This window comes from Halosimplex litoreum (assembly GCF_016065055.1).
GTDB lineage: Archaea > Halobacteriota > Halobacteria > Halobacteriales > Haloarculaceae > Halosimplex > Halosimplex litoreum.
This window is the reverse complement of record NZ_CP065856.1, coordinates 2,912,397-2,927,936: the sequence shown is the minus strand read 5'-3', so window position 1 is coordinate 2,927,936 and position 15,540 is coordinate 2,912,397. Positions and strand designations below refer to the sequence as shown.

13 protein-coding genes and 1 pseudogene are annotated in these 15,540 nt (G+C 68.2%); 4 read left to right on the top strand and 10 right to left on the bottom strand.

Translation table 11 applies throughout. The annotated features are described in order from the left end of the window. Positions 1-44: 44 nt before the first annotated feature. From I7X12_RS14510 to I7X12_RS14490, 5 genes are all read right to left on the bottom strand, one after another. Positions 45-1,403: an MFS transporter gene (locus I7X12_RS14510; protein WP_198060774.1), complete on the bottom strand. Its 1,359-nt coding sequence runs from the start codon at positions 1,401-1,403 to the stop codon at positions 45-47. Between the two features lie 146 nt (positions 1,404-1,549). Then, positions 1,550-2,782 (bottom strand): PGF-CTERM sorting domain-containing protein, encoded by a 1,233-nt coding sequence (locus I7X12_RS14505; protein ID WP_198060773.1) that lies wholly within the window; start codon positions 2,780-2,782, stop codon positions 1,550-1,552. 128 nt (positions 2,783-2,910) lie between these two features. Then, the gene (locus tag I7X12_RS14500; protein WP_198060772.1) at positions 2,911-3,852 is read right to left on the bottom strand and encodes a sugar kinase; all 942 of its coding nucleotides are present in this window, start codon (positions 3,850-3,852) and stop codon (positions 2,911-2,913) included. Positions 3,853-3,986: 134 nt separating this feature from the next. Further along, positions 3,987-6,278 (bottom strand): DNA mismatch repair endonuclease MutL, encoded by a 2,292-nt coding sequence (gene mutL / locus I7X12_RS14495; protein ID WP_198060771.1) that lies wholly within the window; start codon positions 6,276-6,278, stop codon positions 3,987-3,989. An 87-nt stretch (positions 6,279-6,365) separates the two neighbouring features. Then, positions 6,366-6,812 carry an NUDIX domain-containing protein gene (locus tag I7X12_RS14490; protein WP_198060770.1) on the bottom strand — a complete coding sequence of 149 codons (447 nt, stop codon included), beginning with the start codon at positions 6,810-6,812 and terminating at the stop codon, positions 6,366-6,368. A gap of 190 nt (positions 6,813-7,002) precedes the next feature. Between I7X12_RS14490 and I7X12_RS20905 the strand changes: the two are divergent. Next, positions 7,003-7,281, top strand: a pseudogene (locus I7X12_RS20905) (hypothetical protein); the annotation flags it as partial. 3 nt (positions 7,282-7,284) lie between these two features. Continuing rightward, a complete protein-coding gene (locus I7X12_RS20615) occupies positions 7,285-7,644 on the top strand; it encodes a hypothetical protein (RefSeq protein ID WP_232342853.1) in 360 nt (119 codons plus the stop codon). A gap of 342 nt (positions 7,645-7,986) precedes the next feature. On the opposite strand, the gene I7X12_RS14480 is transcribed toward I7X12_RS20615, so the two are convergent. Continuing rightward, complete coding sequence (locus I7X12_RS14480) at positions 7,987-8,445, bottom strand: universal stress protein (protein WP_198060768.1); 459 nt, start codon at positions 8,443-8,445, stop codon at positions 7,987-7,989. 141 nt (positions 8,446-8,586) lie between these two features. Between I7X12_RS14480 and I7X12_RS14475 the strand changes: the two genes are divergently transcribed. Further along, a complete protein-coding gene (locus I7X12_RS14475; RefSeq protein ID WP_198060767.1) occupies positions 8,587-9,474 on the top strand; it encodes an NAD-dependent epimerase/dehydratase family protein in 888 nt (295 codons plus the stop codon). Positions 9,475-9,495: 21 nt separating this feature from the next. Here the strand turns inward: I7X12_RS14475 and I7X12_RS14470 are convergent, their stop codons facing one another. From I7X12_RS14470 to I7X12_RS14455, 4 genes are all read right to left on the bottom strand, one after another. Next, positions 9,496-10,452, bottom strand: a complete 957-nt coding sequence (locus I7X12_RS14470) for an aldo/keto reductase (protein WP_198060766.1) — start codon at positions 10,450-10,452, stop codon at positions 9,496-9,498. A gap of 286 nt (positions 10,453-10,738) precedes the next feature. Continuing rightward, on the bottom strand, positions 10,739-12,235 hold the full coding sequence (locus I7X12_RS14465; protein WP_198060765.1) for an alpha-N-arabinofuranosidase: 1,497 nt from the start codon (positions 12,233-12,235) through the stop codon (positions 10,739-10,741). A gap of 171 nt (positions 12,236-12,406) precedes the next feature. Further along, positions 12,407-13,276 (bottom strand): fumarylacetoacetate hydrolase family protein, encoded by an 870-nt coding sequence (locus I7X12_RS14460; RefSeq protein ID WP_198060764.1) that lies wholly within the window; start codon positions 13,274-13,276, stop codon positions 12,407-12,409. 206 nt (positions 13,277-13,482) lie between these two features. Beyond that, the gene (locus I7X12_RS14455) at positions 13,483-14,244 is read right to left on the bottom strand and encodes an IclR family transcriptional regulator (protein WP_198060763.1); all 762 of its coding nucleotides are present in this window, start codon (positions 14,242-14,244) and stop codon (positions 13,483-13,485) included. A 117-nt stretch (positions 14,245-14,361) separates the two neighbouring features. Here I7X12_RS14455 and I7X12_RS14450 point away from each other — a divergent pair, with 117 nt between their 5' ends. Further along, positions 14,362-15,537 carry a mandelate racemase/muconate lactonizing enzyme family protein gene (locus tag I7X12_RS14450; protein ID WP_198060762.1) on the top strand — a complete coding sequence of 392 codons (1,176 nt, stop codon included), beginning with the start codon at positions 14,362-14,364 and terminating at the stop codon, positions 15,535-15,537. Positions 15,538-15,540 lie beyond the last annotated feature (3 nt).

Genomic DNA, 15,540 nt, shown 5'->3' with positions numbered 1-15,540 from the left:
TACGAGATACCAACCGTGCGGAGAAAGGGCTGTCGGCGCCGGCCTCAGGCGTAGGCCGCGAACTCCTCGCCGAAGACCAGGAAGTACGCCACGCCGACGATACCGACGACGGTAGCGACCGAGAACGCCAGTTCCGGGCCGGCAGTTAGGGTTTCCAGCGGGCCGACGGGCAGCTCGACGGTCCAGTCGCTGTCGTAGAGGTAGCCGCCCAGGGCGGCGCTGGGGATCACGATAGCGTTCCGGAGGAGGTAGTACGCGCCCGTCACGCGGCCGCCGGCGTCGCGCTCGGCGGGGCCGACGATGAGCGCCTTGTGGGAGGGGAGCCCGGCGAAGCGCAGCCCGGAGAAGGCGAACAGGACGGTGACGACCAGCGGGTCGGCCGGGGCGAAGATCAGCAGCGCCGGGAAGACGGCGTAGACGGCGAAGCCGACGGCGACGACGGGCTTGAGACCGACGCGCTCGGCGGCGATGGCGGCGGGTGCCATCGAGACCAGCGCGACGACCATCTCGACGCCGAGCAGGACGCCGAAGAGGACGGCGGGGTTGAGATAGAGCCCGAAGACGGTCGCGTCGAGTTCCCAGAGCTGGGTGATCACGAGGATGAAAAAGCCGTACACCATGCCGTTGGCGAAGCGGACGAGCGTGTCCGCGACGAGCAGCGGGCGGAGCACGTCGGGCAGTTCGGCCAGATCGCTTCGGATCTGGGAGACGCCGTCGAACGTTTTGCCGAAGGAGTCGGCGTCGGCCTCGTAGCTGACGTGCTGTACGGCCGTCGCCACGACGCCGAAGGCGACCGCGACGCCCAGCACGTACAGGAATCCGGGGAGGATGTCCGATTCGTTCCCCCCGCCGACGAGAAAGAGGAGCCCCGCCGCCAGCACCGGGCCGATCAAAAAGGCGCTCCGGCGGAACGTCTCCGTGCTGGCGAACCCGCGAGCCAGCCGGTCGTCGGGCACGCTCTGCTTGACGATCGCGAAGGTCGCGCCCAGCCCGAAGGACTTCCAGGCCTGGGCGAGGACGAGACCGACGAAGATCCACAGCCAGGGGTCGAGGACGACCGTCCCGAGATCGATGGGGCCGACGAGCGGGGCGACCAGCCAGAAGAGGAACCCGAGCGTCGAGAGGAGACCGAACAGCGTCAGGGCGTGCCGCGAACCGACGCGGTCGGAGAAGACGCCGCCGGCGTAGGGGTAGACCGCGCTGATGATATTGCCGAACGAGCCGTAGAGCCCGACGACGAACGGGGAGGCACCGAGGACGACGAGATACTCCGAGAGGTAGCGGCCGGTCATCTGGAAGCCGAGGCTGAAGGCGAACATCGCCAGCGAGAGGACCAGCACGTCTCGCTCCAGCGAGAAGAACTGCCGCACCGTCGACCGGACGCTCGGCGACTCCGTTGCCATGGTCGGGAGTTCACTCCACCGAGCCTAAACCCCTGCGAGGCGGCGACGATTTCCGGTTTGCACTCCCCTGAAAACTGTTCTCGACCGGTCGGATATATATCTCGTCGGCGCACCGGCCGACAGCCGTCGCGACCGCTATCGGGGACTCACTCGCCGCGGCGTCGCGCGGCCAGGGCGCCGACGAGAACCGCGACGAGCGCGCCCGCGACGCCGAACCCGGGGCCGAACCCGCCGGAGGTCTCGGTCGGCGTCCCGGTGGACGAGTCGGTCGCCGTCCCCGCGGCCGTCGCGGTCGACGCGCCGCCCGATCCGACGCCCTCGACGGTGGTCTCGGCCGTTCGTCCCTCGGACTCGGCGGTGATCGTGACGTTCCCGGCGCTCTCGATGGGGACGCTGAGAACGCCGTCCTCGTCTGTCTCGCCGATCGAAGTACCCGCCCGAGAGACCGACGCGTTGGCGACGGGGGCGCCGTACTCGTCGGTGACGGTCACCCGGACCGGTTCGCCGACGACCACGCGGTCGTTGTCGGCGCGGACGCCGATAGCGGGGGTCCGCTGGATGGTCGCGTTCAGCGCCGTCTCGGACTCGCGGACGCTGAGCCGCTCGGTGACCGAGTCGTAGCCCGGCTTCGTGACCGTGACTTCGTAGACGTCGTTGACGGGCATGCTCACGCTAACGGTGCCGGTCCCCTGGGTGGTCACGTCGGCGACGCCGGGGACGGTGACGTTCGCGTTCGTCACCGCCCGCGGCGGGTCGAAGTGGTCGTCGCTGACGGAGAACGTGACCAGCACCGACTCCTGGCGGATAGTCGTCCGTTCGTCGACCTGTCCGTCGACTGTCAGCGTCGTCCGGTTGCGCAGATATCCCTCTTTGAACGTGACGAGCGTGTAGTTCCCCCGCTCGATCTCGGGGGTGGTGAACCGTCCGTCGGCGGCCGTCCGCTCGTTGATCACCGGCTGGCCGTCGTGAAACATGCGGACGATCGCGTTGTCGAGCGGTCCCTCGGCCCCGGCGACGGTGACCGTCGCTCGACCCGCTCGGGCGACCTCGATCGTCACGTCCCCTCCGCTGGCGTTCTCGACGACGTAGGGCTGGTTGCGGACGTAGTGCGGGTGGTCGACGCGGACGGTCACGTCGGCTCCCTCGGCCACGTCGACGAACGCCTTTCCGTTGCCGGCCGTGGTGCGGTTGACCGGACCGCCGCCGTCCCAGGTGGCCGACAGCGACGCGTCGGAAAGGGGGTTCCCGCCCTCGTCGACGACAGTGACCGTGAGTGTGACGCCGTCCGACGACTGCGCGCCGACGCCCCCGGCGAACGACGCGCTGACGACGAACACCGCGAACACGGTCGTGACCGCCTTCGTGCGTGCCCGTGACATGGCTTGACCGTCGACTGGCCACCTCATATCTCTGTCGGCATCCCACCGTCGTCCCGTCCCGCGCGTCCGCGGGCTCGCGGCCGCCGGTCCGTCCCGCCCGACGCCCCCGCTCGGCGGCGAATCCGCGGTCAGCGGCCGCCGTCGAGGTCCGCCGCCAGCGACTCGACTTCCTCGCGGCTCGCCGTCGTCATCGATCCCGGGATCGTCCGCGCCAGCGTCGCGCTCGCGACGCCGTACGTCAGCGCCTCGCTCGCGCCCGCTCCCGAGAGGACCCGTTCGAGGAAAGCGCCCGTGAAGGCCTCGTGCTGACCCGCCGGGTCGACGGCGTCGACCTCGATCCCGTCCTGCTCGTGGATCACGCCGTCGCTACAGACCAGCGCTCCGCGTCCGCTCCGCGTGATCACGACCGTGTCGAACGACCGTTTCGAGGCGATGGCGTGCGCGAACTGTCGCGGTTCGTCGGTCCGGTCGAATATCTCCCGGGCCTGGTCCTCGTTAGCTATCAGCACGTCGACGGCGTCGAACACGCCGTCGAGCGTCTCGCGGGCCGCCTCGACCGACCAGAGTCCGGGCTGGAAGTCCAGATCCATCGCGACGAGCCCGTTGCCCGCCGCTCGGAGGACCGCCTCGGCGGTCTCGACGATGTCGCCCGACAGCGAGAGCGTGCTGCCGGCGACGAAGGTGGCGTCGGCCCGCTGGATCCGGTCCATCGGTAGCTCACCGGGCGTCACCGACGCCGCGGCGGCCCGGTCGCGATCCTGGACCAGTCGGTCGGCCCGCGGCGTCGGCGCCTGTTCGGCGAACTGCAGCCCCTGTCGGCCCGCCTCGGCCCACGAGATCGCGGTGTCGACGCCGTGGGCGTGTAGCGTCCGCTGGACGCGCCGTCCCAGCGGCGAGTCCGGCAGTTTCGACAGCCAGGTCGCGTCGGCCCCCATCGCGCTCGCCGCGACGGCGACGTTACTCTCCGTGCCCGATACCCGCATCCGCACGTCTTCGGCCGTCTCCAGTCGCTCCTCGCCGACCGGCGACAGCCGCAACGAGGTCTCGCCGAACGTCACCAGCTCTGTCATACACCGACCATGAACAGCGTCAGGTATAGTTCATTGGGGGTTCGCGGTCGCGTTCGCGACGCTGTTCGCGGTCGCGTTCGAGCGGTCGTGGACCAGAGCGACAGGCAGCCGAAAACCGCCCCGGACGCGGACTCTCAGTCCCGTCGGCCGCCGTGGCCGGGGTAGTCCCGTTCGAAGCGGGCCTCGATCTCGTCGCGGTCGAACTCGACGACGACGGGACGGCCGTGGGGGCAGGCCCACGGGTTCTCACAGTCGTCGAGCCGTTCGAGCAGATCCGTCACCGACCCCTCCGTGAGCGACGTGTTGCCGGTGATCGAGGGGTAACAAGCCAGGTCCGCCAGCAACTCGTCGGCGGCGGCCTCGACGGTCTCGGCAGCCGAGCCCTCGCCGTCGACGAACGCGGCCAGAGCGTCGCGCAACAGGTCGGGGTCGGCGGTGTCGGCCACCAGCGACGGCACCGTCCGAACCTCCACCGTCCGGTCGCCGACGCGCTCGGCGCGAAACCCCAGGGTCGCCAGCGCCTCGCCGTAGGTCTCGAACAGCTCGGCCTCCCGCGCCGTCAACGAGAGTTCGACCGGCTGGGCGAGCGCCTGCGTGGTCGTCTCGCCGGCGAACTCGGCTCGCAGTCGCTCGTAGTTGATCCGCTCGTCGGCGGCGTGCTGGTCGACCATGACCAGCCCCTCGTCGGTCTCGGCGAGGACGTACGTCCCGTGGAGCTGGCCCAGCACCCGCATCGACGGCAGCGAATCGAACGCCGACGCTTCGCCCACGGCGCCCTCGGCCGGTTCCCCGTCGCCGAGTCGCGCCTGGTCGTGGCCGCCGGCGAACTTGCGGGCGCGGTCGGTCCGGTCGCGTTCCGGCGTCGAGTCGACCGACGCGTCCGTCTCGGTGGCCGCCCCGACCGACGATTCGGCGGCGTCGGCGGTCTCCGCCGTCGCGTCCCCGTCGGTCGGGTCCACGTCCGCACTCGTGTCGCCGGTCGAGGGAGGCGCGCCCGTGCTCGCGTCTGCACCCGACGAGCCGCCGTCGTCGTCCGATTCCCTCGAAGCAGTCGTCTCCGACGGCGTCGAGCGGGGCGAGGGGGCCGACGGGTCCGAGGAGAACGTCGGTCCGGTCGTCGACGCGGTCGCCGGATCGACCGACTCGTCGGGCCCCGAGTCGCGTGATCGGGCGGTCGGCCCGTCGTCGGCCGTCGAACCCGTCGCGTCCGGGGACCCGACCCCGGAAGACGACTCGGCCGGATCGGTGTCACCGGCGTCCGTCGGTCCGGAGGCCGGTCCGGACTCGTCGTCACCGGACTCATCACGTTCGGGCGCGATCTCGGCCTGTTCGGGGGCGGACTTGCCGCGGGGGGCGCCGCTGCGGAGCAGCCCCTCGTCGAGCAGCGCGGACTCGACGGCGGCCGCGATCTGTTCGCGGACCCCTTCCTCGTCGGCGAAGCGGACTTCCAGTTTCCTGGGGTGGACGTTCACGTCCACGTCGCCGGCAGGGACGTCGAGGAAGAGGACGGCGAAAGGGTACCGATCCGGCGCGAGCTGGTGGCCGTAGGCCTCGATCACGGCGTCGCGGACCGCGCTCGCGGTGACGTACCGGCCGTTGACGTACGTCGAGCAGTACTCGCGAGTGCTCCGGGTGGTCTCGGGGTGGCTCACCAGCCCGGACACGCCGTCGAGCGGACCGTCGGGCAGGTCGTCTTCGTCGCCGCCGCTCTCGCCACTGCCTTCGCTCTCGGCCGCGACGTCGACCATCGACTGGGCGACCTCGCGGCCGTAGACGGACATGACCGCCTCGCGGCGGTCGTTCTGCCCCGTCGTCGCGAACGTCTCCCGACCGTCGTGGGTCAGCGAGACGGCGATGTCGGGATTGGCGAGCGCGTAGCTCGTGACGACGGTGTTGACGTGGGCGAACTCCGTGCCGTCCTGCTTGAGGTACTTCCGGCGGGCGGGGACGTTGTAAAAGAGGTCGTCGACCTCGATGGTGGTCCCTTCCGGGCAGCCGGCGGGCTCGACGCTCGTCACCTCGCCGCCCTCGACGGTGAGTTTCGTCCCGCGGTGGCTGTCCACGTCGCGGTCGCTCCGGGGGCGGGTCGTGATCGTCAGCCGCGAGACGGCGCCGACGGCGTGGAGCGCCTCGCCGCGGAAGCCCAGCGTCCCGACGCCCGATTCGAGGTCGTCGATGTCGCGGATCTTGGAGGTAGTGTGTTCCTCGACGGCGCGCGTGACCTCGGTCTCGGTCATGCCGATGCCGTCGTCGGCGACGGTAATGCCGTCCTTGCCGCCGCGCTCGACGGTCACGTCGACGCGGGTGGCCTCGGCGTCGAGGCTGTTCTCGACGAGTTCCTTCACGACCGACGAGGGGCGCTCGACCACCTCGCCCGCGGCGATGCGCTCGACGGTCGCCTCGTCGAGCCGGCGTATGTCGACCATCACCACCCCGTCCGGGCGGGCCCCTCAAAACAGTCCCGGAGCGCGGGCCGGAGCGCAGTCGGGGGGCGGACTCGACCGCCCGGCCGATCACTCGCCGTCGGCGTCCTCGGTCTCGGCAGCCCACTCGGCGGCCTCGTGGTTCGCGACCGCGCGCTCGACGGCCGATTCGAGCGACTTGAAGTGCATCTCCTCGACGGCGCCGTCGGGGGTGTACCAGCAGAAGTCGTCGTGTTCCTCGCCCAGTTCCACGTCGCGGCTGCGGGCCTGGACGCGATAGAGAACCGCGTACACCGGCTCGTCGCCGCTGCCCCAGATGTCGGTCACCGTCTTGACCGGCTCCTCGACGGTCGTGTGGAGGCCCACCCGCTCGTAGAGCGTCCGCCGGAGCGCCGCCTCGGGGTCCGACTCCGCCTCGATCCGTCCCCCCGGGAACGTCCACGGACGCAGACCGTTCGTCACGAGCAACACGTCACCGCCCGGACCGAAGACGATCCCCCGCTGGGTCACGTGTCCCCTGAAATACGATTCGCCCATGGCATGGGGATTTCGTCGGACCACCGTCAACGTTTCCCTCGACCCTATCGCCGACCCAGACCGTCCGCCCGCCCCACCGCCGCTACCGACCTCGAGCCACCCGCAAAAAACATACGATATTGAATGATTTGTCCGAACAATATAAAAATTGTTACTTCTTCGAGCGGGTAGTATCGCGGTCGGTGGACCGGTGACCAGAACCCGTCGGTCTGTTCGCTCGGAGAGGCAGCTATTGACGAGGATTCGCCCGTCTGGACATCGGGCTCGTCGGGCTCGGCGAACACAGGGAGACCCACGCGGAGTTTCCGGAGGAGCTGGGGCACACGGTCCACGCGGTAGACCTGTACCCACGGGCGAAAGAGCGGTTTCGCGACCGCTGCGACGCGACGATGTACGAGGGTCTGACGAGCTGTTCGCGGTCGGGATAGACGCGGCGACCATCTCGACGCCGAACGAGCTCCACGTTGCCGCGGTGCCGGAGGCCTTCGACACCGGGCTGGACCTACTGGTCGAGAAGCCGCTGGCGGACGACCGCTCGGGCGAGGTGTTCGGTGTCACCAGCGCCGCCGGCCCGCTCGACCGTACGCCCGACGAACGGTTCCGCTCGGAGGTCCCCTGGCGGCTCCACGACGTCGTCGGCGCCGTCGGGTTCGACACCGTCGACTCCGAGCGGTCCGACGCGCCCCGACCGCGCTCTCGACCGGGCGACCCAGGTGTGACCGGTCCCGCGGACGTGCGCCGAGTGCCGACCGGACTTCGCTGGCTCCGTGACCGCCCCCTCCCGTCGGTCTACTCCGTATCTCGAGCAGAGTTACCAGAAGTTAATAAATAATTTAAATCTGACTGTTCCGGTCGCTGTCTCGTCGGACGAACGCGGTCCTCGCCACGAGTCGAATGGGGAGAGTGGGTGGGCAGGCGTAGGTGGAGCGGTGCCGGTAGATGTGGGGTGAACCGGCGTCGGAGGTGGAGTGAATCATCGAAACGCCGCTCTGACAGTGGGTCCGGGTGGTGCCTGCCACTGCCGGTACTCCTACCCACACGTATACCGTTGCCTTCGGCGGAGTCACCGTTCGGGAGTGGCTCCGACGCGTTCGGTCGCCGGTCGACACGCGACTCGGGGGTCCGGAGGCGCGACGTTCGACGGACCGTCGGCCGAAGCTGTCGCCGACAGACGCTACTCTCCGTCCGAGCGGACGAACGTCACCGGGGAGGCGGCATCGAGCATCACGGACTGTGCGGTCGACCCGAAGACCGCCTTTCCGGTCGGACTCCGCTTTCGACCGCCGATGACGATGCGGTCAGCGGCGATCTCTTCGGCGACTTTGTTGATCCAGGTGCTGGGCTCTCCGACTTCACCGCGGACTTCGTAGTCCACGCCGGCGTCTTCGAATCCATTCCCGACCTGTCTGACCGACGCGAGTCGCTGCGCGACCGCGTCCGGGCCGGGGCTTTCGACGTCCGTGTCGAAGTCCAACCGTTCGGCGGCGTCCGCTAGCTCCGCGTCGGTGAACACGTGCAGAACGGTAACGGCCGCTCCGACCGGCTCGGTGACTTTGGTCGTCTCTTCGACGAAACGCTCGATGCGACCGCCGTCCTCTTCGCCCACGGCGAGCAGTAGTGTTTCGATCGCCATCGTGGCCGTACGATCTTCACAATCACACAGAAGCAGTCGGGTGGGATCCGTCGTCGGCGTCGACGTCTCCCGGTCGGATGGGGATCCAGTTTGAACGCGTCGAAAGGAACCGTTATAGGTGCGCGAACGTAGTGGAAGGCTATGCCCGAAACAGTAGTCGTTACCGGTGCGCTCGGAGGCTCTGGGAGCTGGATCGTCGACGACCTGCGGAACGAGTACGAGGTAGTCGCGGTCGACCTGACGCTCCCGGAACGGATGGACGTGGACGGCGTCGACTTTCGTTCCGTCGACCTCACCGAACAGGGGCCAGCCTGGGAGACGATACTCGACGCCGACCCGACGGCGGTCGTGCACTTCGGCAACATTCCCCACGAAGCGGACCACGCAGGCGGGGACGTCTACGAGAACAACGCGACGAGTACGTTCCACACCCTCGAGGCGGCGGGACGCGCTGGCGCCGACGTCGTCTGGGCCTCCAGCGAGACGGTCTACGGGACCCACTGGCCCGAACCCGAACTCCCGGAGCGATTCCCGGTCGACGAGGACCACCCGCCTCGTCCCTGGAACGGGTACGAGACCTCGAAGCTGGCGGGCGAGGCGGCGGCCGAACGCGTGGTCAACGCGTTCGACGTGTCGGTCGCCTCGATCCGACCGTCGTGGATCCAGTACCCGGGTCGATACGAGATCACGCCGATCCGTGAGGCGTTCGACCTCGAGAGCGCCGGCCGCTTCGGCAACTTCTGGTCGTACGTCGACATCCGCGACGTCGTCTCGCTCGTGAGGGCAGCGCTCGAGACGGACTTCGAGGGCCACGAGGTGTTCAACGCCTTCGCCGGGGACAACTTCCTCGGCGTCGACACGGCGACGGCGGTCGAGGCGGGCTACGGCGGCCTCCCAGACGACTGCGACCTCACCGGCGAGGAGTCGGCCTACTCGACGGCCAAGGCGGAGTCGACGCTCGGCTGGGAAGCGACGCACTCCTGGAAGACGGCGGAATCGGAGTCGGTCGACGGTCCCGAGTTCGTCTGAGCGGGCGTCGGCGCCGGCGGTTCAGTGCAGGCCGCCGAGCGTCTGGATGCCGTCGACCCGGTCCAGTTCGTGGCCGGCCAGGTCGAGGTCCAGCGCGCCGAGGTTCTCTTCGAGCTGGGCGACGGTGCTGCAGCCGACGACCGGGACCGTCGGCGGGTCGCGTTGGGTCATCCACGCGAGGACGACCTGATTGCCCGAGACGCCGTGGCGGTCGGCGATGGCCTCGACGGCGTCCATCTTCAGGCGGTTCTCCGTTGTGACGTACCGCTCGGGGATGCGGCGGTCGTCGCGGCCGTAACAGCCCTGAAGTAACGGAGAGTACGGGAGCATCGTCAGCCCCTCGTCGTCGCAGTAGCTGACGAGTTCGTCCGTCGCCGGCCGCTGGCGATCGAAGTCCGAGTATCGGTGGGGGACGAGATACGAGAAGCGCGGCTGGGTGCAGCTAAACGGTGTGAGACCTCGCTCCTCGGCGATCGTGTTGGCGCGCGCGAGCCGCCAACCGTAGTAGTTGCTGGCGCCGATATGACGGACTGTGCCCGACTCGACGAGGCGGTCGAACGCCGCCATCGTCTCCGCGAGCGGGGTGTCCCTGTCGTCGACGTGGGCGTACAGCAGGTCCACGTAGTCGGTCCCGAGACGGTCGAGGCTCTTCTCGACTTCCCGCTCGATCAGGTCGGGGTCGAGCGACTGGGGGACGTCGCCGTACTCGAATCCGACCTTCGTCGCCAGGAACAGCTCCTCGCGGTTGCTTCGTCGGGCCATCCAGTCGCCGAGGAACGGCTCGCTCTCCGGCTCGCCGTAGCCGTCGACCCACGTCGCGTAGATGTTCGCCGTATCGAGGAATCGTCCGCCGGCCTCGTAGTATCGGTCGAGGATCGCTCGTGAGGTCTCGGGGTCGGTCTCGCTGCCGAAGTACATCGTACCGAGACAGAGCGGGCTGACCCGCTCGCCGGTCGTACCGAGTGGGACCGCATCCATACAGCCACTGCCGCCGCCGAGCTGATAAACGCTCGGAAACCGGTGATCTCGGGCGTCGCCGGCGCGGTGCCAGACTCGCGTCACACCGGGCTCGCGTGTGTCTCCTTCGCCGTCGTAAGGTACATCCCGTGGACGGAGTGCCGCGCGCAGCACCCTGCTCACGGACTGGCGCGTGGGCCTGTTCGTCGCTCGCTCTCGTGTGAGCTGGAACTGGACGGTTGGCCTGTGGCGGTCGTCGACGGACCGCGTCCGGGGGCGACTGCGCCGGGATCGGGGGATCGGTGCGTCAGTCGACGGACATCGCTGCGACGGTCGCCGGTTCGAGTTCGGCGGTAACGGTCCCGTCGCCGTCGACGCTCACGTCGAGGTCGGCGGCGGCGAACTCGCCGGCGTTGTCGGCGTCGACGACCAGATCCGGCTCCTGACCCTCGAAGAGGACGGCGGCGTCGACGTCGTCGCCGGTCGCGTCCTCGACGGTGAACTCGACGGTGTGGGCCGCGCGGGTGTCGAGGTTGGTCGCGGTGACGTACACTTCGCCGTCGTCGGCGACCGAGGCGGAAGCGCCGACCAGCGGCAGCTCCTCGTCGTCGACCTCGCGGGTCGGCGTCTCGATCGAGGTGGTGACTGCCTCGTTGCCCTTGTGCGGGGCGTAGAGGTCGTAGACGCGGTAGGTCGGCCGCTTGAACGCGTCGTCGCCGTCGGTCTCGACGAGACACTGGAGGACGTTGACGGTCTGGGCGATGTTGGACATCGTCATCACGTCGGCGTGGTCGTTGAAGATGTCGAGCACCGCGGCGGCCGACAGCGCGTCGAGGACGGTGCCAGGCTGTTCGAGGCCGGTCGCGGGGTCGGCCTCCGTGTGCCAGGCACCCCACTCGTCGACGATGACACCCACGTTTCGGGTCGAGGCGGTCGCCTCGATGGTCCCGGCGATGCGTTCGACGTGGTCGTCGAGCGCGAGTGCGCCCGCGAGGAACTCGTCGTAGTCGTCGGCGTCGCCGTCGAGGATCGACATCGTCCGGCCGTAGTAGTGATGCAGCGTCAGGTGGTCCATCTGCATGTCCGACAGCCAGATACCGTCGGTCATGTCCTCCATGAATCGGCGGTTCCACTCGTGGTTCGAGAAGCCACAGCCGATGAGTTCGAGGTCGTCGTCGAGCATCTGACCGTCCATCGAGCCGATATACGTGGCGAACTGACGATATTCGCCGGCGTACTGTTCGGGCCCCATGTTGCCGCCACACCCCCAGTTCTCGTTGCCGATACCCCAGTAACGCACGCCGTATGGGTCCTCGTGGCCGTTGGCGCGCCGGCGGTCGGCGAGTTCGGTATCGCCGTCGTAGTTGCAGTACTCGACCCAGTCGGTGGCCTCCTGTGGGTCACCGGAGCCGACGTTCACGGCCAGGTACGGTTCGGCGCCGACGCGCTCACAGAGCCCCAGAAACTCGTCGGTCCCGAAGCGATTCGACTCCTCGGGGATCATCTCGCGGCCCTGGCCCCAGAAGAGGTTCCGGCGGCGCGGGCGGTCCTCGGCGGGGCCGACCCCGTCTTCCCACTGGTAGTCGTCGGCGAAACAGCCGCCGGGCCAGCGCAAGACCGGCATCTCCAGGTCGTCGAGCAGGGCCACCACGTCCTCGCGGAAGCCCTCGGCCTCGACGGAGTCGTCCGTGTAGATACCGTCGTAGATACACCGGCCGAGGTGTTCGGCGAAGTGTCCGTGGAGTTCGGGTTCGATGCGGTCGATACCGGCCTCTGTGTGGACCGTAACGTGGGCGTTTGGCATACGATCGAACCCTATTCGATAGCGGTATGATAAAACGATCGGTCGGTCGACCCGATCCGACGGCCCCGGCGACGACGCACCTCTCCTCGGGTCGAACGGCTCCGTCAGAGCCAGGGGCTTCCCACGGCCGTCGTGTGTCTGCCGAGCGAGGGGCGAACCCGGGCCGGCCGCTTACAGCTGTTCGACGGTGTTGGTGAGGACGCCGATGTCCTCGATCTCGATGTGGATCACGTCGTCTTCCTCGAGAGACACGTCGTCCGGGACCATGATCGACGTGCCCGTCAGCAGGACGCTCGCTTCGGGGACCTCGTTGTAGCGGGTGTAGTAGTCGACCAGTTCCTCGCAGGTCCGGACCAGCTCGGCGGTCGAGGTCCCCTCCTCGAAGACCGTCTCGCCGTCGCGCTCGATCGACATGTGCATTTCCAGGTCGAGCGGGTCACCGACCGTCTCGCTGGTGGCGATGCAAGGGCCGATGGCGCAGTTCTTGGCGTATATCTTGCTCTGTGGTAGATAGAGCAGGTTCTCGCGCTCGATCGAGCGGCTACACATGTCGTTGCCGATCGTGAACCCGACGATCTCCTCGTCGTAGAGGACGATCGTCATCTCCGGTTCGGGGGCGTCCCAGTCGGAGTCGCCGCGGATCCCGACGCGGTCGTTCGGACCGACGGTCCGACTCGGGGTCGCCTTGAAGTACACTTCCGGGCGGTCGCCCTCGTACGCCTCCAGATAGGACTCGGCGAGTCCCCCCTCTTCCTGGCGGGCCTCCTGGCTGATTGAGTAGGTGACACCGGCCGCCCAGACCTCCTCGGGGTCGATCGGGCGAACGAGGTCGTCCTCGACCGACTCGAGTTCGACCGCCGGTGCCTCGTCGATCAGCCCGCGCGCCACGTCGTCGATCGTCCCGTCGGTCAGCGACGCGGCCGAGGCGAGTTCGAGAAACGACGTCGGTTCGGCCTCCGTCCCCGAGAGGTCGTACGCGGCCGAGTCGTCCGCTGCGATCAGTGAGATGGAGCCGCCGTCGTCACTGCGATAGTAACGCATACTGCCCCATCGTGAGTTAGTCGTTATAAAGATTGTTATCGAACTGGCATCACGTCCGACGCGTCGACACGACGGACTCTGTCGACCGCTACCGGCGACCCGCCCCGTCGTAGCCGCCGACCAGTGCGGTGAGACTCTCAGGTAGCCATGCGTTCCGACGATCTCGGACGGGCGTGCGACGGCCTCGCACGCGACGGTCGAGTCGCTCAGGTGTGCTGGAGGTTGACTTCGATGATGTTGGCGGTGCTGAGCACCTCCGAAGGGAGCACCTCCTCGAAGCGCTGGCCGTTCATCCGGCTCTTCGGCGCGGAGACGCTAACGGCGCCGACGACGCTGTCTTCGGTCGTGATGGGTGCGGCGACACACCGGACGCCGTCGACGCGTTCCTCGTCGTCGACGGCGTAGCCGCGCTCGCGGATCGCCGCCAGCTCCGCGTCCAGCGTCTCACGGTCGGTGATCGTCTCGGTCGTCACCGGTTCGAGGCCGTGCTCCTCGACGACGGCGTCGCGCTTCTCCGGCGACAGCTCCGCGAGGATCGCTTTCCCCATCGCCGTCGTGTGGAGGTCGACCTCCATCCCCTCGTAGGTGTCCAGATACACCGACTGCGAGCCCTTGACCTTGTAGAGGAAGACCCCCCGGCCGTTCTCCTCGACCATCAGATTCGCGTGCTCGCCGGTGTCGCTCGCCAGCTCGCGGACTTCTCCTTCGGCGATCTTGAACAGCTGCGATTGCGCGCGTGCCCGGCCCCCGAGGTTGAGAAAGCGGACGCTCACGCGGAATTCCCGCCCGTCCTTGACGAGGTAGCCCGCGTCCGTGAGCGTCTTCAGGTGGTCGTGGACCGTGCTCTGGGGCTTCTCGAACTGCTCGACGACTTCCGATAGCGTCGCACCGCCCATTCCGTGGACCGCCTCGACGATATCGAGGCTCGTCGCGGTCGATTTGATAGGCGGGTCGCGTTCGGCGTGCATATCGGTCGTAAGGAACCGATCGCTCATTAATCGTCCGGCATCGTCGGACGAGTCGCGAGCCGTGGTGACGCACCACGGACCGGTGGATTTAAGATATTTCTCGGGCGCGATAGAGTCATGTCGGACGTAGAAATCACCGACGTCGAGACGTACCTCGTAGCCAACCCCTGGAAGCCGTGGGTGTTCGTCCAGCTGGAGACGGACGCCGGCGTCACGGGTCTGGCCGAGGCGACGACACACGACAAGCCCCGCACCGTCGCGGCGGCCATCGAAGAGATGTCGGACTTCTTCATCGGCCGCGACCCCTTCGACACGGAGTCGCTCTGGCTGGAGATGTACCGCGACGAGTGGTTCTCGAAGAACGTCATCAACACGACGGTCGTCTCGGCGGTCGACATGGCCTGCTGGGACATCAAGGGCAAAGTGCTCGACCAGCCGGTCTACGACCTGCTGGGCGGGCCGGTCCACGGCAAAGAGCTGCGCGCCTACGCCAACGGCTGGTACACCGAGGCCGACGGCGAGCCCGAAGGGTTCGCTCGCGCTGCCGAGGCCGTCGTCGACGACGGCTACGACGCGATGAAGTTCGACCCGTTCGGGACCGCCTGGCAGTCGATGACCACCGAGGAGAAGAACCACGCCGTCGACATCGTCGGCGCCGTCCGCGAGGCCGTCGGCCCGGACGTCGAACTGCTCATCGAGTGCCACGGTCGCTTCTCGGCCGCCCAGGCCGTCGATATCGCGAAGAAGTTAGACCAGTTCGACCCGGCCTGGTACGAGGAGCCGTGCCCGCCGGACTCGATCAACAGCCTCGCGGAGGTCGCCCGGAAGTCCCCCATCCCGGTCGTCACCGGCGAGCGCCACATGACCAAATACGACTTCTACGAGCTGGTCACGCGCACGGACATCGACGTGTTCCAGCCCGACCTGATGAACACGGGCGGCATCACCGAGGGCAAGAAGATCGCCGGCCTCGCGGAGGCCGACCACGTCGACATCGCCCCGCACAACCCGCAGGGGCCGGTGGCCGGCGCCATCTACTCGCACTTCTGCACCTCGATCCCGAACTTCCGTATCCAGGAGATGTTCCAGACCTACGACGAGCCGTGGGTCGACGAACTGCTGACGGACCCGCTGACGGTCGAGGACGGCTACGTCCAGGTCCCGGAGGGTCCCGGCTTCGGTATCGAACTCGACATGGACGTCGTCGAGGAGCACGAGTACACCGAGGACGCGGTTCACACCATCGACCTCTGGGAAGAGGACTGGGAGAAGCGCGCCGACGAGCTGCGGTAACGG